The organism is Staphylococcus sp. GDY8P47P (assembly GCF_016892225.1).
In the GTDB taxonomy this organism is placed as follows: Bacteria; Bacillota; Bacilli; order Staphylococcales; family Staphylococcaceae; genus Staphylococcus; species Staphylococcus borealis.
In genome coordinates this window covers 214159-236043 of the sequence record NZ_JAFENV010000011.1, presented here as the reverse complement: position 1 = coordinate 236043, position 21885 = coordinate 214159, and the positions used below count along the sequence as shown (strand labels likewise).

The window sequence follows — 21885 nt, the reverse complement described above, 5'->3', positions numbered from 1 at the left end:
CATTATCAAACTCCATTTATAACAATCTTAAATATGGTATACAAAAAATACTTACACTAAATCATTTACTATTTATCAAATCGTCTGCCATTTTTTGGTAGCTTATCCTATCACATGGTAAACTATGATTATTCAATTTATTAAAGGAGTTATTCATGGAGCTATTAGAAGCATTTTTATTATTCATATTCGCAGTGATTATTAGTTCTATTATTTATAATAGGTTCCCTAAAATTCCCACTGCATTTATTCAAATTGCCTTAGGTGTCTGCTTATTCGTATTGCCCATCCCGATGCATTTTGAATTTGAATCAGAAGTATTTATGATGGCAGTCATCGCTCCACTACTATTTGTGGAAGGTACACATATTTCAAGAACGAAGTTACTTGAATATCGTAAACCGATTATTTTAATGGCTATGGCGCTTGTGTTTGCTACAGTTATCGGCGTTGGTTTCTTTATTCATTGGATTTGGGCTGATTTACCAATGCCAGCAGCTTTTGCAATTGCTGCCATTCTTTGCCCAACAGATGCTGTCGCAGTTTCTGCAATCACGAAAGGCAAAATTTTACCAAAAGGATCCATGTCCATTCTTGAAGGTGAATCATTACTTAATGACGCTGCAGGTATTATCTCATTCAAAATTGCAGTTACCGCACTTGTAACGGGTAGCTTTTCAGCATTTGATGCGATAGGTCAATTTATTGTTTCAACGATTTTAGGTGTATTGATTGGTATCATCGTTGGCGCGTTAGTTGTGACATTAAGAGTATATCTAACGACCAATAAAGGTATGAAAGACAGTAATACGTTAACGTTTATCCAATTACTCACGCCTTTTGCTGTTTATTTCATTGGCGAAGAACTTCATGCATCTGGAATTATTGCCGTTGTTGTTGCAGGTTTAATCCACGGTTTAGAACGTGATCGTTTAATTCGTGCCCAAACAGAATTACAGATGAACTATAACCAAATATGGAACACACTCAGTTATGCATTAAATGGTTTCGTCTTTGTTGTTTTAGGTTATATTGTTCCCGAAGTCGTAATGGAAATTATTCATGACGAACCGCAGAACATTGTATTCCTAATTACAACCGCTCTATTAATTGCACTTGCCATTTACGTATTTAGATTTATTTGGGTGTATATGTTATTTAAAGATTTTTACTATCCGAACAACGTTCAATCCTACCTAGATGATGAAGAAGATGCTGGGCCACCGAAACGGAAGCATTATGCCTTCATCATGACAATGTGTGGCATACACGGTACCATTTCATTATCTATGGCGCTCACACTTCCGTATATGATGGATGGTAATCAAGAATTTATATATCGTAATGACTTACTGTTTATCGCTTCCTTTATGGTCTTAACAAGCTTAATTCTCGCTCAAGTGGTACTACCACTGATCACACCATCTGAGCAAATGTCAGAATTTAAAGGTATGTCCTATCAATCAGCCAAAATATTTATGGTTCAACAAGTTCTTGATGCCTTTAAGACGAAAAACTCAGAAGGAAAGCAGATGGATTATCGACCAATATTAAACCAATATTTTAATGAATTATCATTCTTAATCAATATGGAACCGGATAATAAAAATACGAAGGAATTACGACGACTGCAAGAAATCGCTGAAGAAGAGGAAACCAGAACGTTAGAACGTTTAATCGAGAAAGAAAGAATTACTAAAAAAGATTTAACAGACTACCGCAATATTATGGAATTTAGTCAATCTTATCGAGAAATGTCGATATTAAGAAAGATAAACCGCTTCTTTAAATTGATTGGGTTACGCTTTAAAGCTCGAAAAGAATCCAGAAAAGAAGCACACCGTATTCATAAAGAAAATCGTGCATTATTAAAAGAAGAACATCAAGCAACGACAGAACAGAATAAAATGGATATTAAAGCGAAACGTGAAGCGTATAAAGTAGAACGTGAAAAAGCGAAAAATGCTAAAAAGGTTCAAAGAGAAGCATTTACAAATAGCTTTAATAAAGTTCAACAATTAATGCGTGTCGTAAACCACAATGTCATTATGAAAATGCGTGAAGAACAAAACAGTTCAAACGTATTAGAAGTTAGTTTAATTATTAACCAATATCATAACCTATCACGTACACTACGTCACAATAAAAATAGAAAGCAACAAAAAGCAGAAAATAAAGAAACGTATGAACTTACAACCCTTCAACAACATGATGCAAAACTTGAAGCATTATACATCCAACGTACCATTTTAGATGAATTGATTTCTCGAAATAAAGTAACGAATGAAGTTGCAACCCAATTGAGAGAAAATATTAACTATAATGAGATTGTTTTAGCACACGAAGCGAGCAATGCACACTAAAACTAATAAGGGAGTGGGACAGAATTCTTTTTGAATTCGTCGTCCCACCCCCCGCAAGGATGACTAGAACTGAGAAAAGCTTGAATTAAGCGCCTTCTCAGTTCAGTCAGCTACTACGAATTTGCAAAATAGCATGATTATATTATTTATGTCCTAGCCTCGCTTCTATATGGTTTTCAACTTATTTATGCAATTTAAACGGTACTGTGGCTAAAATAACATTCTTTTGATAGAACAAATGCATTTTTAATCTAATACTCGTTTGATTGTGTAAGAAATTATGCCAAGATTTTTTTGTAATAAACTGTGGAACCACAACAGTAATGACATAATTTTTATCATTCGCTTTTTTATTAATTTTATCAATAAAGCGTGAGATTGGTCTAATAACACTTCGATATTCCGAATGCAAAATGACTAAACGTACATCTGGAAAATGACGTTCCCATTTTTCAGCAAAGTATTTATCCGCTTCATCACCAAATGAAACATGCACTGCGATAACATCATCAGCAATCATTTGAGCGTAATATACAGATTTATCAATGGCTGACGTAATCGTGCTGACTGGAACAAGCGCCAAGTTTTTATCAACGATAGGCATATCTTGTACCATAGCAGTTGATTTCAATTGTTTAGCAATATCTTTGTAATGCCCTTTGATTCGTAAAAATACAATTACAATCAAAGGTAAAAAGATTAATATTGGCCATACATGACTAAATTTAGTGATTAAGAAAATCATAAATACGATAAATGTGATTGTTCCACCTATCGCATTAGCTATCAGTTTACGAGACCAGCCTTTCTCTCTTCCTCTGACCCATTTAAGCACCATACCATATTGTGCTAATGTGAACGGGATAAATACACCTACAGCATAGAGTGGAATCAAGTTCTCAGTTTTACCATCGAAAATGATAATAAGTAAGATCGCCCCAACCCCTAAAGTAATAATAGAGTTAGAATAACCTAAGCGGTCTCCACGCACACTAAACATGCGAGGCATATATTTATCTTTGGCCATACTTGCTGCAAGCATTGGGAATGCAGTAAATCCTGTGTTCGCTGCTAAAACTAAAATCATTACTGTTGTTGCTTGAACAAAATAGTAACCGACATTGTGTCCTAGAATGTTCATAGCTAATTGTGATAATACAGTTGTTTCCGTTTCAGGCATAACACCATACCAGTAGGCTAAACCGACAATACCTACTAATAGAAATGCCAGGATACTTCCCATTGCGATTAACGTTTTAACCGCATTTTTAGGGCCAGGATCTTTGAAATTCGTTACCGCATTAGATATGGCTTCTACACCGGTTAAAGATGAGGCACCTGATGAGAATGCTTTAAGTAACAAGAATAATGTCACACCTGGTACAGCTGTCCCTACAGTTGCATGCATATGTGGCTCAGCTTGGCCAGTTGCAACTTTCCAAACGCCCACAACAATCATAATTATTAACCCTATAATGAATAAATAAACTGGATATGACAATACTGTAGCCGATTCTGTCAAACCACGTAAATTCATAATTAAAATAAATAGCACGAGTAAACATGCAATCAATACTTTATGATGATATAGCGATGGAAAGGCGGCTACAAACGCATCTGCGCCTGAAGAAATACTTACCGCTACAGTTAATATATAATCAACAAGTAATGAACCTCCTGCTACGAGTCCCCATTTTTCTCCTAAGTTTGTCTTAGAAACCATGTACGCCCCGCCACCTTTAGGATAGGCATAAATGACTTGGCGGTAAGATAAGATTAAAGCCGCTAACAGTATTAATACGCCACATGCTATTGGTAACGTATACCAAGATGCCACTGCACCAACAACTGCTAGTGTAATCAAAATCTGCTCTGGACCATAAGCTACTGAAGACAATGCATCAGAAGAAAGTATTGCTAAAGCCTTGAAATTACTGATTTTCTCGTTCTTCAAATCGCGATTTCTTTTAGGTTTACCAATTAAAAGTCTTTTAAATTGAGTGAACATAATACTCTTTACCTCTTTATATTCAAATTCAATGGATAAAATATACTCCCATTTTGATGAAAAGTATAGCTATCCCTACAATTTTAATGTTATTTTTTACTATATTAGTTACATTTTACAGTAATATTTAGTTGGATTTTACCCATTATTTATTTGGAAAATAAATAGCAAACAATCTATGATAGAGATTTAAGAGCAATTTAAACAAAAACTTGCTATACTAATGTCGTTAATATAGTAAATTGTTCGCTACTTAAATCATAAAATAGAGGAATTAAAATGAAAAAGACCTTACTTTTCAGTAGTATCATATTAATTGTTATCTTACTTATCTGTTCGATTATAATAAAATGGCAACCGACGTATTCAATGTTCAGTCCTACTTCTCAAGATTATTTAGATAACATGGTTAAAAGTGAGATGGACGATGGTCATATACCGGGTGTCTCAGTGTTAATGATTAAAGATAATAAAGTATTACTTAATAAAGGCTACGGCTATGCAAACATCGAAAATAAACATAAAGTAACACCTAATACGCGTTTCGAAATTGCTTCGAATTCTAAGGCAATGACAGGCTACGCTATTATGCAACTTGTCAACGAAGGTAAAATTCAATTAAATGATCACATCAGTCAATACATTCCTAATTTTCATATGACTTATAAAGGAAAAAAGGTAGACATCACCATTAACCAGTTAATTGCTCAAACAAGTGGGATTCCAGGAGATATAACTAATAATGATCGTATTACTAAAAAGACTAATGATTTAGAAGGCATTGTGAAAAGTATTAATGGTCGTTCATTAAACCATCGACCAGGAGAACAATTTGAATATTCGAATATGAACTACAATATTTTGGGGTTAATTGTTCAAAATGTATCTCACTCTCCCTATTCAACTTACATGCGTGAACACATTTTCACCCCTTTAAATATGTCGCATATTTCTACTAAAGAGAATAATCATAAAGGTGCACATGATGCACAAGGTTACGATATTAAACATCGCAAAGCCTACGCAGATCACCCAACATTTAACATTGGTGATAACCCGTCAGCTTATTTGATGGCTAGCACGAATGACTTGCAACCTTGGATAAAATTTCAACTTCATCCACCGAAACATTTGAAAGCGTTAGTAGAAGCGACACACAAACCTAAAGTACAAACACATGATGATGATCATTCCAAATATGCAACTGGTTGGTTTGTTACTCGTCAAAATCAAGAGACACTTATCTATCATCCAGGTACACTTGAGAACTACTCATCTTATATTATTTTAAATCCTAAGAAAGACTATGGCATTGTCATTCTCGCAAATGCTTATTCTGATCACATTCCAACACTTGCGAAACATTTAAATACACAATTAAGCCAGGGCCAACACGTTGAGACAATTCAACATGATATTCTTCAGCACCAAATTGTGATTACTGTCATCTCAATTGTTATTTGGATGGCTGTTGTAGTCATTTTAATAGGTGTATATCGTCACATCATTCACCACCGCCCAATTCAATTGCGTATCAATCATCGCAATACTCAATATCGCATGTGCTTACTTTCTGTTATCTTTATATTCGTTTTAGGCTTATTACATGTATTACCTTCATTGTTACTCAATGGTTCTGATTGGCAGTTTATAATGTCTTGGCTACCGATATCAGCTAAAATTTGTTTATTAAGTGTTATCACATTATTAACGAGTCTTCATGCTTTCATGCTTTTAAAAATAATAACAGTATCAAAAGCGTCAAAATCATAAAATTGCGATAAACTGCTATGATTAACGAGCGAATATGTTAAGCTAAATGTATTAAAGACTAAGATTATTAAAGACCTCAAGCACATAGGAGATTAGACATGAGAAAAAAATGTTCCTTATTCTTAATGAGTATCGTCATATTATTGGCTGGATGTGACTATTCTCATAAAGAAGATCAACATGGGTTCTTTTATACGATATTTGTTAAGCCAATGGATATGTTACTTCACTTCTTAGGTCGTACATTCCATGAAAATTATGGATTAGCTATTATTATGATTGTGCTTCTCATCCGACTTGTATTAATGCCGTTGATGTTTATCCAAGTAAAGAATATCCACATGATGCGTGGAAAAACGCAAGTCGTTAAACCTGAAATTGAGAAACTACAAGATAAACTTAAGAACGCGGAAACACAAGAAGAACGTACTGCGGCTAATAAGCTATTGATGAAAAAGTACAACGACTATGGTATTAATCCATTCAAAAGCCTTATTGGCACATTACCAATATTAATTCAAATCCCAATCTTATTAGGTTTATACGCATGTATTAAATATCCAACAAGTGGCGGAATTATCGAGCATCCTCACTTTTTATGGTTTAACTTAATGCATACGGATTTAATTATGACCTTTATTGCGGCATTACTTTATTTTATTCAACCGCTAGTCAATGCCATGCATTATCCAAAGGAAGAACGTCGTACTTATTATGTCATGATGGTGCTATCACCATTATTTATAATATATGCGTCACTACAATCCGCTTCTGCACTAAGTTTATATTGGGCAGTCAGTGCAACATTTTTAATTATTCAAATGCATTTTGCACATAGCCATTATGCAAAAGTGGGTAAAGCAGCAGGTGAACAACTCAAACGACAAATTGAGCAAAAACGTCAAAATAAGACTAACGATGATAAGGCTTAAAGTAATAAAGACGTTCCATCAATATAACAAGCACTGTTATAAGCTAATTGCAATTAGCTTATAACAGTGCTTGTTTTACTCATAATTTATTTTAATGGGTGCATGCCATCTTTCCACGTATTATAGATCAATGTACCACCTTGTGCTTTAAACTTGTCATTTTTAATACCACGTTCAAATGGTTGTGCTGGTTGGATAGTGACTTTAGGATCAACACCAACTTCTTTCGCATACCATTCTGCAAATTCTGATCCTTTTACTGGCGCGTCATCTGCCACATTATAAATACCATTATCAAAATTCATCGCCTGAATAGATACTTCAACAGCATCATCTAAATGAATAAATGATGTAACACCATCTGATAATGTTACTTCACCGTTTTTAAATTGATTATAAATCATACCGTCTTTACCGTACCATGTCCCTGGTCCGTATAACCATCCAAAGCGAAGTACAACATAGTGATCCATACGTGCCGTTTCTTTTTCTAGTCCAACCACACCGTCTACTGTAATTTTTCTATCTCCATCTGAATGATTGTCTAGTGGTGTTTCTTCAGTCGCAAGACCTTCACCAGGTTCATACATAAAGCCGATACTTTGTGCCACCACTTTTTTAACATCATACTTCAGCGCAGCGTCCGTTAGATTTTTACCACCTTCTACACGTACTTTCGTGTTTGCGGCCATGTCGACATTTTTTAAATCTGTAATTTGATTAATAATAATATCCGGACGGAAGTCACCCACTGCTGCATCGATGGTATCTGCTTTTAAGATATCGCCAATATACGCTTTGGCACCTAATCCTTCTAATTTCGCTTTACCCTTCTCAGATGTTGTAAATCCAGCTACTTCATAGCCTTCTTCAATCAAACGTTGTGTTAAACGTGTTCCAATTAATCCTGTGGCACCTGTAATAAATATTTTAGTCATTTTTAAACGCACCTTTCTATTTCTCTTTTTAAAAAATGAATAACTTAATGTTACTACTTACTTGAATCTCTAATCATATCGATTGTATTCATCCATACGATATGACCAAACAGCTCTGAAAGTCGTTCCTCATATGGTAAATCTTTAACCTGTGGCGTCAATGACAATTTTGGCAAAAGATATTCATGAAATGCAATATGAATCGCAATGCCAAATAACGAACCTTTTAAAGCTGTAATAGTTGGGAATCGTTCAGCTAATAAGCCATATGCAAACGCGTTTGCTACAGAGAAGCCATAATGAATCCCCATAACTGTTACTGGAATATCGTTGCCGTTATAATGATATGTTGCGTTCTTTATTGAGTCTGGTAATCCTAACTGATTCAATAATGTCATTGGTGGCGTTTCTTGCTCACGTTCTGGTGTTCTAGGTGGGACAAGCGCTTCCCAACCAATCTTAACTGCACCACTGAGTAATCCACCTACAATCGTTGTAACGATAATACGTTGCGTTGAACGATTCATTCTAATAACAGCTCCTTCACATTCACTTAATCTTCTTCTACCCGTTTACGACCATTTTATAATCATTCATGTTTCAATAAGGGTTAAGCGTATCACTTTTTATGACAAAGATATAATGATTCGATTTAAAAAAGCGAGGTGGAGCGTAGGACAAAATGCTTTAAATTCATCGTCCTACGCTCGTAATCTCGCTTCAAAATATATCTATATTAAAATAACCTCATAACGTCGCCTTAATTGTTGACCTATCCATTATCAAACGTATATAACAACACATTATTCGGCATGTCGTTGTTGCTCTTTCGCATGGACCATATTGGCTACAAATTGGTTAACTGGGGCATCAATATGATTTTCTTTACCTAGTTGAGCTACCGCGCCGTTAATATAATCAATTTCTGTTAGACGATTATTATTAATCAAGTCTTGATACATAGATGGATAATGAGGACCTACCTTCTCATTTAAATCGATAAGATAATGATAAACTTCATCACCGTTTAAATGCACACCATCTACCGTTGCAACTTGTACAATTTCTTGCGTTATTTTATAAATAAGTTGTTTCGCATAATCACTTTCATTTAAATTAGATAAGCGACACTCTAAAATTGTACAAAGCGCATTGGCAGTTCCATTGACACAAATCTTCTTCCAAATAGACTGTTGTAAATGCTCACTTTTATGTGGGTTAAGACCTGATTGTGCTAAGAGATCATATACTACGTCAACATTAGCTTGACCTTCAGGTACGAGCGCACCGATTTCAACTGGCCCTGCCCCCATTAAATGTGTATGTCCTGGAGACTCTAGGCCGGCAGTCCATGTCGTAACACCACGTACGATACGCGCTTCATTCACATATTGCTTAATTAAACGTTCGTGCTTCAAACCATTCATCGTACAAACCATAATCGTCTTGTCATGAATGTGTGCTTTAATGTGCGTCAACATATCTTGCAACTGCATCGCTTTAGTGAATAAAAAGATAACATCAAATTGTGCATCCTGTGGAATAGCATTATGTGGATACATCGTCATTTTAAGATGATGTGCTTCACCATTAATATCTATATGTAACCCATCTTGTTTGACTGCTGTCGCTTGTGGCTCCCATCCATCGATTAATGTTACATCATACCCTTGGCGATATAACATCGCACCAAATCCGCTTCCTAATGCACCAGAACCTGCAATTGCTATTTTCATAAGTCATGACTCCTTTTTCTAATGATGTTTTTAAAATACTACTTTAGTGATTAAGCGTCAATATCATAAACACAATATTCATAATTTTTAGATAATTAATCGTGGATCACATTTCATTTATAAAAAACATACCGAACTCAATTTGAGTTCGGTATGTTAATGAAGTATAAACGCTTTAATATATTGATAAAACGAACTGTCACGATTAATTTGTACTAAGTTTCTTCGGTACTAATATCAAGATAACTATAAACGCGGTTAAGGCAATACCAGCATTAAATAACACACCAGCAGCGCCACCTAATTGTAAATTCATGAATGATGCACCAAATCCAAAGATAGTACTAGACATCGCAACACCAAACGCGTTACCTAAAGATGATGCCATTTTATATAATCCCGATGCCACCCCTACTTTGTCGTCAGGTGCTTCCGCAACTGCAGTATCTGTAGAAGGTGTCGCATAAGTACCTAAACCAATACCAAATAATAAGTAACCTATGATACTTGAAATAATATAAGCAATATCTGGTAAGAATGTTAACGATAATAGTAATAGACCTAAGAATGAGAAACCACTACCTACTAATAACGGCTTTTTAGCACCTAGTTTTTGTAATAATTTCTCACCGACACGAATCATGATAAGCACGGCTACAAGGTACGTGATTGAGATTAATCCTGCTTGTAATGAACTAAAGCCTAATTGACTTTGATAATACGTATTAACAACTATAAGTGTACCACCAGCAACACCATTTAACATGAAGTTTGATAATGTCGCACCACTATAGCCTTTATTTTTGAAAATATGAAAATCAACAAGTGGATTTTCCGTTTTCAATTCTCTTATGATAAATAAAATACCTGCAACGATAAATACAACGCCAAGTGATAAAATCATTGGTGAGAACAATCCACGATCTGCAGCTTGCGTAACCATTACGTTAACACTTAATAGTGTGATAACTAATAATATTAAACCAGTCACGTCAAATTTAGCTTTAGTTTCGTTTTCACTAGGTTCAACTTTAGTCTCGGGTGTATGTTTAATTAAGAAAAAGGCTAAAATTGAAAGTGCAATTGAAACAATAAAAATCCACTGCCAACCAATGGTTGAGGCCATAAAGCCACCAAATAATGAACAAATACCACTACCGCCCCAAGAACCTATAGACCAGTAACTTACAGCGCGTTGTCTTTCTTTTCCTATGTAATATTCATTAATGATCGCAAGTGTTGACGGCATAATTAAAGCACCAGATAAACCTTGTAACGCACGACCTACTAATAGTAACCATGCGACAGGTGCAATGATTAAACACAATGATCCAATAACATTTAATGCTAAGCCGATGTATGTCATTTTCACTCGACCTAATTTGTCTGCAATATCCCCTGCACCTACGATAAATAATCCAGAGAATAATGCTGTTAAACTAATGGCAATATTAATCGTACCCATGTCTGTATTAAATGATGATTGCAACGTTGGTACAACGTTAACTAATGATTGTGCAAATAACCAGAACGTTAGTACGCCAATGATAATACCAATTAGTAATTTATTATCTCCCCTAAATTGTTTTGAAGACTCCATCTCGAAAAATTCCTCCTAAATTACCCTAAAACTAATCTACTCAAGTGGATTTACCTCATCGTAAATCATTTCTTTGAGTGTCATATATTTTATGTAGCACTATTTAATAAGTTCCCTATTTCTATAATTTATTAACATGCGTATCCTGCATTACATCATCTGACGTTCGCTTATGAAAGATACAACACTCACTTAAGAAATTAGTTTATATTGAAAACCTTATCATAATTAAGAAGAAATGACTTAATAAAATACTCTAATTTTTTCAATAATTATTTTTCACAACATACTCAAAAGCGCATTAAACCAATTATTAGATACCTATAAATTATAACTTTTAATTTTAAACTATTAAGTTAAAATTATCCATATTATAATTAAAGAAAGAACAAGTATTTTAACTGAAACTACAATGAATAGGTGCTTACAATGTTTAATTTATTTATATTATTGCTTGAACGTGTAGGGTTAATTATTATTATTGCTTATATATTAATGAATATTAATCACTTTAAAACGATGATGGGCGAACGCGACAAATTACGTTCTCAATGGCAATTGACTATATTATTCGTCCTATTTGCTATCACTTCAAATTTCACTGGCATTGAAATTGAAAATGGACATATTGTATCTAGTAATATTTATTACCACCTTAACGACGATGCTTCTATGGCAAATACACGTGTATTAACAATTGGGATGTCAGGTTTAATTGGTGGTTCTTTCGTAGCAATTATTGTCGGTATTGTATCAGGGCTATTTCGCCTTTATATCGGCGGTGCAAATGCGTATACTTACCTTATTTCATCTATAATTATCGCACTCATATCAGGATTTTATGGTTACCGTACGATGCGTCGTTATACTTATCCAACTGTCTTAATGGGTGCTTTAATTGGCGCATTAAACGAAGCCATTCAAATGGCATGTATTCTGATTTTTGCCAATGATACAACTGCTGCATGGTCGCTTGTTCAATTTATTGCATTACCTATGATTTTGATTAACAGTATTGGGACAGCTATCTTCTTATCCATTATCCTTTCAACATTGAAGCAAGAAGAGCAAACACGTGCGATTCAAACCCATGATGTCTTTGAAATAGCCAATAAAACATTACCTTATTTCAGATCCGGTTTAACGGCACAGTCTGCACGTCCAGTTGCTGAAATTATTCTGAAATTAATGAATGTATCGGCAGTCGCCATCACAAATAGAAAGGATATTTTAACACATGTTGGTGTCGCCAGTGACCATCACGTTGCTAAAAAGGCCATTATTACCGATTTATCTAAGGAAGTTATCCAAACGGGACAATTAAAAGAAGCCCATTCCAAAGAAGAAATCGGATGCCATAACCCGAATTGTGCTTTAGAATCTGCGATCGTTATCCCTTTAATGACCAACCAAGAAGTCGTTGGAACATTAAAATTTTATTTCACTAATGAATATGACAACACGACATCAACGAAACAACTGGCACGTGGTTTAGCTGACATCTTTTCAAGTCAATTAGAATTGGGACAAGCGGAAATGCAGAGTAAACTATTAAAAGATGCTGAAATCAAGTCGCTACAAGCACAAGTTAATCCCCACTTCTTCTTTAATGCGATTAATACGATTTCAGCACTCGTACGTATTGATAGTGAAAAGGCTAGAAAGTTATTATTACAATTGAGCCAATTCTTTAGATCCAATCTACAAGGGGCTCGTAATAACACCATTACATTAGATAAAGAGTTACAACAAGTAGAAGCCTATTTAGCATTAGAACAAGCTCGATTCCCTGATCGCTTTACGATTAAATATCACATTGATGCAGCTTGTCATCATGTGCTCATCCCACCTTTCATTATTCAAATCTTGGTTGAAAATGCGATTAAGCATGCCTTTAAACATCGCCGAAAAGATAACATCATTGATGTGCATGCACACTATGATGACGACGTATTAACATTAATGGTTCGTGATAATGGTAATGGAATTGAAGATCATAAGTTACCATTAATCGGACAAATGAGTGTTGACTCAGAGACAGGAACAGGAAGTGCCTTAGAAAATTTAAACAGACGTTTAATTGGATTGTACGGTACAACAGCAGGATTACAATTTGATTCAACCGAACTAGGAACCACGGTAAGTTGCCATATACCAACACATGTCATAAAGGAGGATATTTAAGTGAAGACGTTAATTGTTGATGATGAACCATTAGCTCGCAATGAGCTTCATTATTTACTCAATGAAATCTCAGGATTTAACGTTATTGATGAGGCAGAAAATATTGAAGAAACATTAGAAAAACTTTTATCTGAAACCTATGATTTAGTCTTTTTAGATATTAATCTTATGGATGAAAGTGGTATTGATTTAGCACAAAAAATCAAAAAAATGAAACATCCCCCACATATTATTTTCGCAACAGCACATGACACATTCGCAGTTAAAGCCTTTGAACTTGATGCAATAGATTATATCCTTAAACCGTTTGAACTCGAGCGTATCGAACAAGCAGTAAATAAAGTTAAGCAGGCGTCGTCCAATAAACAAGGATTTAGTCAAACAACGATTGAATCTCCAACTCCATCGTTGCAAACGGATGACAGTCATAATGGTGATCAGACGGTATTACCCATCGAAATGAACGAACGTATCTACGTGATTCGAATCGATGACATCACAGCCGTTTCTGTCAACAATGGTATCACAACCATTAATACAACACAGCGCACGTATCAAACAACTGAACCATTAAATTACTATGAAAAGAAATTGCCAAGTCATCTATTTATTAAAATTCATCGTGCCACTATCATTAATAAAATGCATATTGATAGTGTTGAGCATTGGTTCAATTATACTTATCAAGTCACTATGTCATCAGGCGATAAGTTTCAAGTCAGTCGTTCATTTATGAAGACCTTTAAACATGAAATAGGACTTGCCTAATATAAATTTAAAATATCCATTATTAAACATATTCATAGCATTAGTATTTAATCTGATGAAGTCAAGATGACGTTCTAGGTCTTACTTCATCCATGGTTAAATACTTTTTTTATTGTTTGAATCACATACATTTATTGTTGATTCATTCTTTTGATTTTCAAGTTGAATATGATGCAACTCACATACGAATTTTTGCAAGTCACTGCCAAAAGACACAAAAGTAAACGTTTTCATAATATCCTGTTTGTAAGGGAAAGAGAAAGGGAGCGTTAAAATATGGCAAATGAACAATCACAAAGTAATGCACGCAAAAGTAATCATAAGTTGACGAAAACGTATAATTTCTTTCAGCAAGCATTAACCATTGCTATCGTATTATTTATTTCGAAAATCATTGAAAGTTTCATACCATTTCCAATGCCAGCATCAGTTATAGGACTTGTTTTACTATTCATCCTATTATGCACTGGTATTGTTAAACTAGGCCAAGTTGAGGATGTGGGTACAGCATTAACGAATAGCATTAGCTTCTTATTCGTGCCGGCTGGAATTTCTGTTATCAATTCTTTACCAATACTAAGCCAACATCCAATTTTAATATTATTATTAATCATTATTTCAACATTATTATTACTAATATGTATCGGATTTGTTTCACAATTATTCGTAACAAAAACATTGTTCCCATCTAAAGAACAAAACGAACAAACTAAACTTGGGGAGGGTAACTAATGGTAGAGCATTTAGGTATAACAACACCTTATTTTGGTATCTTAGTTTCATTAATACCATTTGTTATTGCACAATATTTTTATAAGAAAACAAATGGTTTCTTCTTATTAGCACCGCTATTCGTAGCTATGGTTGCGGGAATTGTATTCTTAAAAGTAACAGGCATTAGCTATGAACATTATAAAATTGGTGGGGATATTATTAACTTCTTCTTAGAACCAGCAACCATTAGTTTTGCTATCCCTTTATATAAAAAACGTGATGTCCTCAAAAAATATTGGTTACAAATTTTTGGTGGAATTGCAATTGGTACGTTAATCGCATTAATTTTAATATACTTAGTAGCTACTGTATTCCGTTTAGGAGATCAAATCAGTGCTTCAATGTTACCACAGGCTGCTACAACAGCCATTGCCCTTCCAGTATCTGAAGGTATTGGTGGTGTCAAAGAGCTAACATCATTAGCAGTCATCCTTAATGCCGTTGTCATTTCTGCATTAGGTACTAAAATTGTTAAGTGGTTTAAAATATCAAATCCAATCGCACGTGGCTTAGCACTTGGTACAAGTGGTCACACATTGGGTGTAGCTGCAGCTAAAGAACTCGGTGAAACTGAAGAGTCTATGGGCAGTATTGCCGTAGTTATCGTTGGTGTCATTATCGTTGTCATCGTTCCACCATTAGCGTCAATCTTATTCTAGATATAAAGAAAGCCTGGGACAAAAATTGATGTCTCAGGCTTTCTTTATATATTGGCAGTAGTTGACTGAATTAAAAATGCACTTGTAACAAGCTTTTTTTAATTCTAGTCAACCTTGCCGGGGTGGTACAACGAAATAAATTTTGAAAACTTTTATTTCTGTTCCACTCCCTTTTCTGTTTATTCCAAACTGCTATGGCGAAATCACTTATTCCGTGTTCACACACTTACGTCAATACTTCTAATGATTGAAATCAAAGTATTACTGTATGTGGTGAGCATCATTAATTGATACTTTGTACTTGATTCTCGCGTTTTTTATTTTTATTCGTTGGATCAAGTTTCTTTTCTAAGAAACGTAATCCTAAATCGATTATAATCGCGATTAATGCTATTGGAATAGCACCTGCAAGGATATATACAGTACCGTCAGTAGAGTTTGTACCACGAATGATGATATCTCCTAATGTTGATGCCCCAATAAATGAGCCAATGGCCACAATACCTATCGCTACAACTAGAGCAATACGAATACCGCCGATAATAACGGATAAGGACAATGGCAACTCAATCATGCGCATAACCTGATTTTTAGTCATACCCATGCCTTTACCTGCATCTTTAATATTGTAGTCCACTTCAGTGATACCTGTGTACGTATTCTTAATAATCGGAAGTAACGCATATAAGAATACTGCAAACACTACAGTGTTAGGTCCTAATCCAAGCGCCAACATGAGTATTGCTAACATTGCAATTGCTGGTACGGTTTGAATAATATTCGCAATAGTAATGATAGGCCATGACAATTTCGTATATCTTGAAATTAAAATCCCTATCGGAATACCAATAATACAAGCAAATAAAACACCATAAATAGACATTAATAAATGCTTGAAAAAGAGTTCCATGAGATAGCCAAAGTTCAAGGTATAGTATTCATAAAGCGAGCTTAACAAGTTACCTTTCATTATTTTTGACCACCTTTCTTACTATCATCTTCAAAATAGTTATGTTTTTTCACATATTCTTCTGCAATAACGGCTGGTTCTTTCCCTTTGCCATCCGCTTCATAATTTAGTTTTTGCATTTCTTTCGTACTAATTTGTCCCTGTAATTTTTTTAATGCTTCATCAATTTCAGGATGATCTTTAATCAATTTTTCAGTTGCCAATGGACTTCCATCATAAGGTGGGAAGAATTTGCGATCGTCTTTTAAAATTTTTAAATCATACGCCGCAATACGTCCATCTGTTGAATAACCAACTGCCACGTCTAATTTTTTATTTTTTAACGCATCGTACACTAAACCAATTTGCATTGGACGCGCACTCGCAAATTTGAATCAATATTCTTTTTGGAAAGCTGGGTAGCCATCGCCAGCACGGTTCATCCATTGTGTATCCATACCTAGACGTAAGTCATCTTTATATTTTTCTAAGTCAGATACTTTTTCTAAATTGTATTTCTTAGCAACGTCTTTGGTCACCATAAATGCATACGTATTTTCAAATCCAAATGAGTCATAATATTTTTGATTGTATTTTTCTTTAAATAATCTTTGTGACTCTGACATTGCTTTTTTCGTATCTTTGGTTGGTGGTGCATCCAGTACACTTGTTAATTCAGTACCTGTATATCGAACTGAAGACATATTCACATCTCCACGTTGTAAGGCATTATGTTGAATAATACTTGATCCTAAGTTACCAACAATTGTAGGTTTAATTTTGCCGTTTGTATAATGTTCTATCATTAACTTTTCAATGTTTGCCATAATTTTCGTTTCACTTGTTTCTGTGGCAGTAATTTTCACACTATCTTTCCCGTCACCATCGCCTAATCCTGGTAAGCTACATCCAGATAATACGATGAGAGACATTGCAAGAAGTATGAAAGTCAATTTAAGCTTTTTCATAATTTTAAAATCCTCCCTTTGTATTTATCTAGATACTTTTAACCCTTTAGGCACGGCCCACTTTTCAATTAAAGAAAGTATGAAATCTACAAGTAATGCGAGACATGTTACTAGAATGGCAGCACTTATAATCATTGGCGGTTGATATAAATTCAAGCCGTTAAAGACTAAATCACCTAGTCCACCTGCACCAACATAACTTGCTAATGTTGCCCAACTAATAACGTAAACACTAGATAAACGTATCCCACTAATGATAAGTGGTAAGGCTAAAGGTAATTCAACATCTTTCATTAACTGTATCTTCGTCATACCCATACTTGTTCCAGCTTGTATGATATTCTTATCAATATTTTGTACACCTAGAACAGTGTTATTTAAAATGGGTAATAATACATAAATGAATAATGCGACAATCGCTGGCGTCTTACCTACACCAAAGATTGGAATCATAATGGCTAATACGGCTAACGTCGGTATCGTTTGAAGCACACCCGCAATCGTTAACACTACATTTGCAGTACGCTTAGTCTTAGATAATAGAATGCCTAGTGGTACCGCAACTACAATCGCAATTAACAGGGCGATGATAGATATGTAGAAGTGTTCAATCGTTTTTGATACGAGTTGGCTTCCATATTCTTGGAAAAATTGGCGCATTAGCGATCAACTCCTGATTGGTCAGAATCCTTCACATCATGTGTGTCTAATCTGTCTGTGACATCTTGCTGTTTAGACGTCGCGTCATGAGGTCTTTCTTGTGCTTGTTCTTTTTGATTGATATGACCTAACTCATTTTCACGTTGAACGGCATTCATATGTGTATCAGATAAAATCATCTCATCATCTTGTTCACCCCAAATAGAGTCATAAACAATGTCAACGAGATTTGCACGTGTAATCAGACCAATGAGTGCATTATCATTATCTACAACCGGTACGTTTCTTACATTTCGTTTAAGTATCGTACGTACAGAGTCTTGTAATTTAGAATCAATATGTACTTTATAAACATCACGCTGCATCGTATCGATTAATTCTTTACGTTGGCGTAAGCCTTGATTGATATCTTCAATATCTAAAAATCCGAGTAAATGATGATGGTTATTTACAACAAATATCGTATCTACACGTCTCTGTCTCATAATATTGACCGCATCATTCAATGTGTCATTTGCGTTAACAGTGACTGGTTTAATCATTGCATCTTCAACAGTTCTCATATTTGGACGATCTTGAATTAATCTATTTTGACCAATAAATTCTTTTACGAAATCATTCGCTGGATTTCTAAGAATATTATCTGGTGTATCATACTGCACAACTTTCCCTTTAGACATAATACAAATTCGGTCTGCAAGTTTAATTGCTTCGTCCATATCATGTGTAACGAAGATAAATGTTTTTCCTAACTTTTTCTGAAGGTCTTTAACTAAATCTTGTAACGTATCTCTCGTAATCGGATCTAATGCACCAAAAGGCTCGTCCATTAAGATAATATCTTGTTCAGCGGCTAATGCACGCACAACACCAATACGTTGTTGTTGACCACCTGATAACTCAGATGGATAGCGATCTAAATAGTCTTCAGGTAAATCTACAAGTTTAATTAACGCTTTCGCTTTAGCATCTTTCTTTTCTTTAGACCATTTAAGCAACTTTGGTACTAACACGATGTTTTCTCGTATAGTCATGTGTGGCATCAATCCAATTTGTTGAATCACATACCCAATGCTACGGCGTAATTCAACTGGATTCATATTTCGAACATTCTTGCCATTCATTTCAATTGTCCCATCAGTAGCTTCAATCATTCTATTGATCATTCGTAAAGCAGTCGTTTTCCCACTACCACTTGTCCCAATAAACGCAATAAATTCACCTGATTCAATATCTAATGAAATATTATCTACAGCTTTTTTATTGCCAGCATAAATCTTTGTTAAGTTCTTAATACTTAGCGTCATTAGATTGCTCCTCCCTATTGTTGCAAGATAAAAAAGCTCAAAATACAAAAGGCCAGTAGTCCCATTGTTAAACAAATACGTAATAAGTTAAACAAGAGCCACACGGCCTTTGCTTCATAAAATTTTAATAAATTCAATTGGAATATCATTCGAGCGTTTTTCATCTTTAATTTTTATATACCCTATATAATTTTTTGAAACATTTTTTATATAAATTGATTAAAAATGTTCACAATTGCAATTTTTTAAGTTTTATTCAAGCATGATTGTGATAAAAAATATTTAAAAATAAAGTTGCCCACAATAAAATTCATCAAATTGTCATATTTATTCAAATAAATCATTTAAAGCCGGATTCAAAATTGCATTCTAATATCAATAGTATTAGTCTATAGGTGTAATAAGTATTTATTGAAGGGATGTTGTAATAATGAAAGCAGCAGTATGGTATGGTCAAAAAGATGTTCGCGTGGAAAATCGTGAACCTAAGCAATTAAAAGACAACGAAGTAAAAGTAAAAGTATCATGGGCCGGCATTTGCGGAACTGATTTACATGAATACTTAGAAGGACCAGTCTTCATCTCTACAGATAAACCTGATCCACTACTTGGACAAAAAGCACCCGTTACTTTAGGACATGAGTTCTCAGGCGTTGTTGAAGAAGTTGGTAAAGACGTTACAAAATATAAAAAAGGCGATCGCGTCGTTGTTAACCCAACTGTATCTAAACATGAGAAAGATGAAAGCGTTGATTTATATGATGGCTATTCATTTATCGGTTTAGGTTCTGACGGTGGCTTTGCTGAATTTACAAATGCACCAGAAGAGAATGTCTATGCACTACCTGAAAGCGTATCAGATAAAGAAGGTGCATTAGTTGAACCAACAGCCGTTGCGGTTCAAGCAGTTAAAGAAGGTAAATTATTATTTGGAGATACAGTTGCAGTATTTGGTGCTGGACCAATTGGTTTATTAACAATTGTTGCAGCTAAAGCAGCTGGAGCAAGTAAAATCTTTGTATTTGATTTATCTGAAGAACGTCTAGCTAAAGCGAAAGAAGTCGGTGCGACTCACGTAGTCAATTCTGGTAACACAAATCCTGTAGACTTTATTAATGAACATACTGACAACGGTGTAGATGTAACATTTGAAGTTGCTGGTGTTGGTGTAACATTATCTCAATCAATTCAAATAACACGTCCAAGAGGTACTGTTGTTATCGTATCTATCTTTGCACATGCAGTTGATTTCGACCCAATGTTATTAACTAACTCAGGTGTTCAATTGACATCTACAATTGCTTACTCACCTACTACATTCCAACAAACAATTGATTTAATTGCGAACGGAAGCTTAGACGTTAAGAGCGTCGTAACAGATGAAATCGAATTAGAACATATCGTTCAATCTGGATTCGAACAATTAGTAAATGATAAATCACAAGCTAAAATTTTAGTTAAATTAAATGGCTAATTGAAGAGAAATCGGGACATAAGTGTTTAGGATTTGAGCAGAACCGAACGACGAGTAAAATTTTTCAAATTTTGTCGAATCGTGAGTGTCTCTGCCGATAATCCTACTTTTAAGACGTCATTTGACGGTCGTCTTAAAACACATTATGTCCCGATTTTTTTATTCTCTTTTTATTTATCGTACATGCCTTTACCTTCAAGAATATGGTCGATATACTTTTCAACTCTATTTTGTCTTGTTTGGCTACGTTTCGCTTGTGAAATATGATACATGTACTGGTGCTGTCTGCCAGGCGTTAATTGATAAAATGCCTCTTCTAATTTTGGATCATCATTAAATGCTTGTTGTAATTCTTCAGGCATTTCATAGTCTTCTGTCTTCTTCATTTCAACTTTCTTGCCCGCTTTTTCTGTTTTAATGGCTTCATCAATATAATATAAAATTTCGTCTCGACGCAGTTTAATTTCATCTAATGTTTCAAAACGTAATTGTCTTGCTGCTTGAACACGCTCTGTTTGCTGAATTAACGATTCATATTTATCTTCTAAAATTGCACCTTTATGAAACAATAAGGCTACATAATGCTTAAAACCATGAATCGTAATAACATTTTTATCATTAATTGTATAAGTCGGATGCATCCATTTATATGTTTCTTCTAATTCTGACTCATTAAAGATTAAATTTCTTAAATATTGATAAGCTTCTTGCCACTGACTCTCCTTTTCAAGAAAAGCTAACACCTGTTTATCGGATTGTTTCTCTGACACCTTAGTCACCCCATATCGTTAG

17 protein-coding genes and 1 pseudogene are annotated in these 21885 nt (G+C 34.6%); 8 read left to right on the top strand and 10 right to left on the bottom strand.

What is annotated here, in order from left to right:
* The first annotated feature begins 155 nt into the window (after nucleotides 1-155).
* Nucleotides 156-2363, top strand: a complete 2208-nt coding sequence (locus JVV30_RS04150; protein ID WP_107629058.1) for a cation:proton antiporter domain-containing protein — start codon at nucleotides 156-158, stop codon at nucleotides 2361-2363.
* Between the two features lie 181 nt (nucleotides 2364-2544).
* Here JVV30_RS04150 and JVV30_RS04145 read toward each other — a convergent pair whose 3' ends face one another.
* The gene (locus JVV30_RS04145) at nucleotides 2545-4371 is read right to left on the bottom strand and encodes an APC family permease (protein WP_204193496.1); all 1827 of its coding nucleotides are present in this window, start codon (nucleotides 4369-4371) and stop codon (nucleotides 2545-2547) included.
* Between the two features lie 279 nt (nucleotides 4372-4650).
* Here JVV30_RS04145 and JVV30_RS04140 point away from each other — a divergent pair, with 279 nt between their 5' ends.
* A complete protein-coding gene (locus JVV30_RS04140) occupies nucleotides 4651-6144 on the top strand; it encodes a serine hydrolase domain-containing protein (protein ID WP_204193494.1) in 1494 nt (497 codons plus the stop codon).
* Between the two features lie 98 nt (nucleotides 6145-6242).
* Nucleotides 6243-7076, top strand: coding sequence for a membrane protein insertase YidC (gene yidC / locus JVV30_RS04135; protein WP_204193492.1), 834 nt, complete (start codon nucleotides 6243-6245; stop codon nucleotides 7074-7076).
* 86 nt (nucleotides 7077-7162) lie between these two features.
* Here yidC and JVV30_RS04130 read toward each other — a convergent pair whose 3' ends face one another.
* From JVV30_RS04130 to JVV30_RS04115, 4 genes are all read right to left on the bottom strand, one after another.
* The gene (locus tag JVV30_RS04130; protein ID WP_107629061.1) at nucleotides 7163-8014 is read right to left on the bottom strand and encodes an NAD-dependent epimerase/dehydratase family protein; all 852 of its coding nucleotides are present in this window, start codon (nucleotides 8012-8014) and stop codon (nucleotides 7163-7165) included.
* A 53-nt stretch (nucleotides 8015-8067) separates the two neighbouring features.
* Nucleotides 8068-8541 carry a DUF1440 domain-containing protein gene (locus JVV30_RS04125; protein ID WP_053028733.1) on the bottom strand — a complete coding sequence of 158 codons (474 nt, stop codon included), beginning with the start codon at nucleotides 8539-8541 and terminating at the stop codon, nucleotides 8068-8070.
* A 276-nt stretch (nucleotides 8542-8817) separates the two neighbouring features.
* Nucleotides 8818-9750: a 2-dehydropantoate 2-reductase gene (locus tag JVV30_RS04120; protein WP_107629063.1), complete on the bottom strand. Its 933-nt coding sequence runs from the start codon at nucleotides 9748-9750 to the stop codon at nucleotides 8818-8820.
* Between the two features lie 205 nt (nucleotides 9751-9955).
* Complete coding sequence (locus JVV30_RS04115; protein ID WP_053028735.1) at nucleotides 9956-11350, bottom strand: MFS transporter; 1395 nt, start codon at nucleotides 11348-11350, stop codon at nucleotides 9956-9958.
* Nucleotides 11351-11779: 429 nt separating this feature from the next.
* On the opposite strand from JVV30_RS04115, the gene JVV30_RS04110 reads away from it, so the two are divergent.
* From JVV30_RS04110 to lrgB, 4 genes are all read left to right on the top strand, one after another.
* Nucleotides 11780-13534, top strand: coding sequence for a sensor histidine kinase (locus JVV30_RS04110; protein WP_204193489.1), 1755 nt, complete (start codon nucleotides 11780-11782; stop codon nucleotides 13532-13534).
* Nucleotides 13535-14302 carry a response regulator transcription factor LytR gene (locus JVV30_RS04105; protein ID WP_204193487.1) on the top strand — a complete coding sequence of 256 codons (768 nt, stop codon included), beginning with the start codon at nucleotides 13535-13537 and terminating at the stop codon, nucleotides 14300-14302.
* A 276-nt stretch (nucleotides 14303-14578) separates the two neighbouring features.
* Entirely contained in the window at nucleotides 14579-15034 is a 456-nt protein-coding gene (gene lrgA, locus JVV30_RS04100) for an antiholin-like murein hydrolase modulator LrgA (RefSeq protein WP_053028738.1), read from the top strand.
* Nucleotides 15034-15735: an antiholin-like protein LrgB gene (lrgB, locus tag JVV30_RS04095; RefSeq protein ID WP_053028739.1), complete on the top strand. Its 702-nt coding sequence runs from the start codon at nucleotides 15034-15036 to the stop codon at nucleotides 15733-15735. The genes lrgA and lrgB overlap by 1 nt, the downstream gene beginning before the upstream one ends.
* Nucleotides 15736-16018: 283 nt before the next feature.
* On the opposite strand, the gene JVV30_RS04090 is transcribed toward lrgB, so the two are convergent.
* From JVV30_RS04090 to JVV30_RS04075, 4 genes and pseudogenes are all read right to left on the bottom strand, one after another.
* Entirely contained in the window at nucleotides 16019-16705 is a 687-nt protein-coding gene (locus tag JVV30_RS04090; protein WP_107629068.1) for an ABC transporter permease, read from the bottom strand.
* Nucleotides 16705-17652: pseudogene (locus JVV30_RS04085) on the bottom strand (osmoprotectant ABC transporter substrate-binding protein). The gene JVV30_RS04090 and the pseudogene JVV30_RS04085 overlap by 1 nt, the downstream one beginning before the upstream one ends.
* A gap of 24 nt (nucleotides 17653-17676) precedes the next feature.
* Entirely contained in the window at nucleotides 17677-18312 is a 636-nt protein-coding gene (locus JVV30_RS04080; protein WP_053028742.1) for an ABC transporter permease, read from the bottom strand.
* A complete protein-coding gene (locus JVV30_RS04075; RefSeq protein ID WP_204193484.1) occupies nucleotides 18312-19619 on the bottom strand; it encodes a betaine/proline/choline family ABC transporter ATP-binding protein in 1308 nt (435 codons plus the stop codon). The genes JVV30_RS04080 and JVV30_RS04075 overlap by 1 nt, the downstream gene beginning before the upstream one ends.
* 430 nt (nucleotides 19620-20049) lie before the next feature.
* Here JVV30_RS04075 and JVV30_RS04070 point away from each other — a divergent pair, with 430 nt between their 5' ends.
* On the top strand, nucleotides 20050-21093 hold the full coding sequence (locus JVV30_RS04070; RefSeq protein ID WP_204193482.1) for a 2,3-butanediol dehydrogenase: 1044 nt from the start codon (nucleotides 20050-20052) through the stop codon (nucleotides 21091-21093).
* A gap of 170 nt (nucleotides 21094-21263) precedes the next feature.
* On the opposite strand, the gene JVV30_RS04065 is transcribed toward JVV30_RS04070, so the two are convergent.
* A complete protein-coding gene (locus tag JVV30_RS04065) occupies nucleotides 21264-21863 on the bottom strand; it encodes a YdeI/OmpD-associated family protein (RefSeq protein ID WP_107629073.1) in 600 nt (199 codons plus the stop codon).
* Nucleotides 21864-21885 lie beyond the last annotated feature (22 nt).

Coding starts and splice junctions, on each gene's coding strand:
- lrgA (WP_053028738.1), top strand. CDS start 14,579: ATGGCAAATGAACAATCACAAAGTAATGCACGCAAAAGTAATCATAAG.
- JVV30_RS04145 (WP_204193496.1), bottom strand. CDS start 4,371: ATGTTCACTCAATTTAAAAGACTTTTAATTGGTAAACCTAAAAGAAAT.
- JVV30_RS04110 (WP_204193489.1), top strand. CDS start 11,780: ATGTTTAATTTATTTATATTATTGCTTGAACGTGTAGGGTTAATTATT.
- JVV30_RS04115 (WP_053028735.1), bottom strand. CDS start 11,350: ATGGAGTCTTCAAAACAATTTAGGGGAGATAATAAATTACTAATTGGT.
- JVV30_RS04120 (WP_107629063.1), bottom strand. CDS start 9,750: ATGAAAATAGCAATTGCAGGTTCTGGTGCATTAGGAAGCGGATTTGGT.
- JVV30_RS04125 (WP_053028733.1), bottom strand. CDS start 8,541: ATGAATCGTTCAACGCAACGTATTATCGTTACAACGATTGTAGGTGGA.
- yidC (WP_204193492.1), top strand. CDS start 6,243: ATGAGAAAAAAATGTTCCTTATTCTTAATGAGTATCGTCATATTATTG.
- JVV30_RS04150 (WP_107629058.1), top strand. CDS start 156: ATGGAGCTATTAGAAGCATTTTTATTATTCATATTCGCAGTGATTATT.
- lrgB (WP_053028739.1), top strand. CDS start 15,034: ATGGTAGAGCATTTAGGTATAACAACACCTTATTTTGGTATCTTAGTT.
- JVV30_RS04140 (WP_204193494.1), top strand. CDS start 4,651: ATGAAAAAGACCTTACTTTTCAGTAGTATCATATTAATTGTTATCTTA.
- JVV30_RS04075 (WP_204193484.1), bottom strand. CDS start 19,619: ATGACGCTAAGTATTAAGAACTTAACAAAGATTTATGCTGGCAATAAA.
- JVV30_RS04130 (WP_107629061.1), bottom strand. CDS start 8,014: ATGACTAAAATATTTATTACAGGTGCCACAGGATTAATTGGAACACGT.
- JVV30_RS04080 (WP_053028742.1), bottom strand. CDS start 18,312: ATGCGCCAATTTTTCCAAGAATATGGAAGCCAACTCGTATCAAAAACG.
- JVV30_RS04070 (WP_204193482.1), top strand. CDS start 20,050: ATGAAAGCAGCAGTATGGTATGGTCAAAAAGATGTTCGCGTGGAAAAT.
- JVV30_RS04090 (WP_107629068.1), bottom strand. CDS start 16,705: ATGAAAGGTAACTTGTTAAGCTCGCTTTATGAATACTATACCTTGAAC.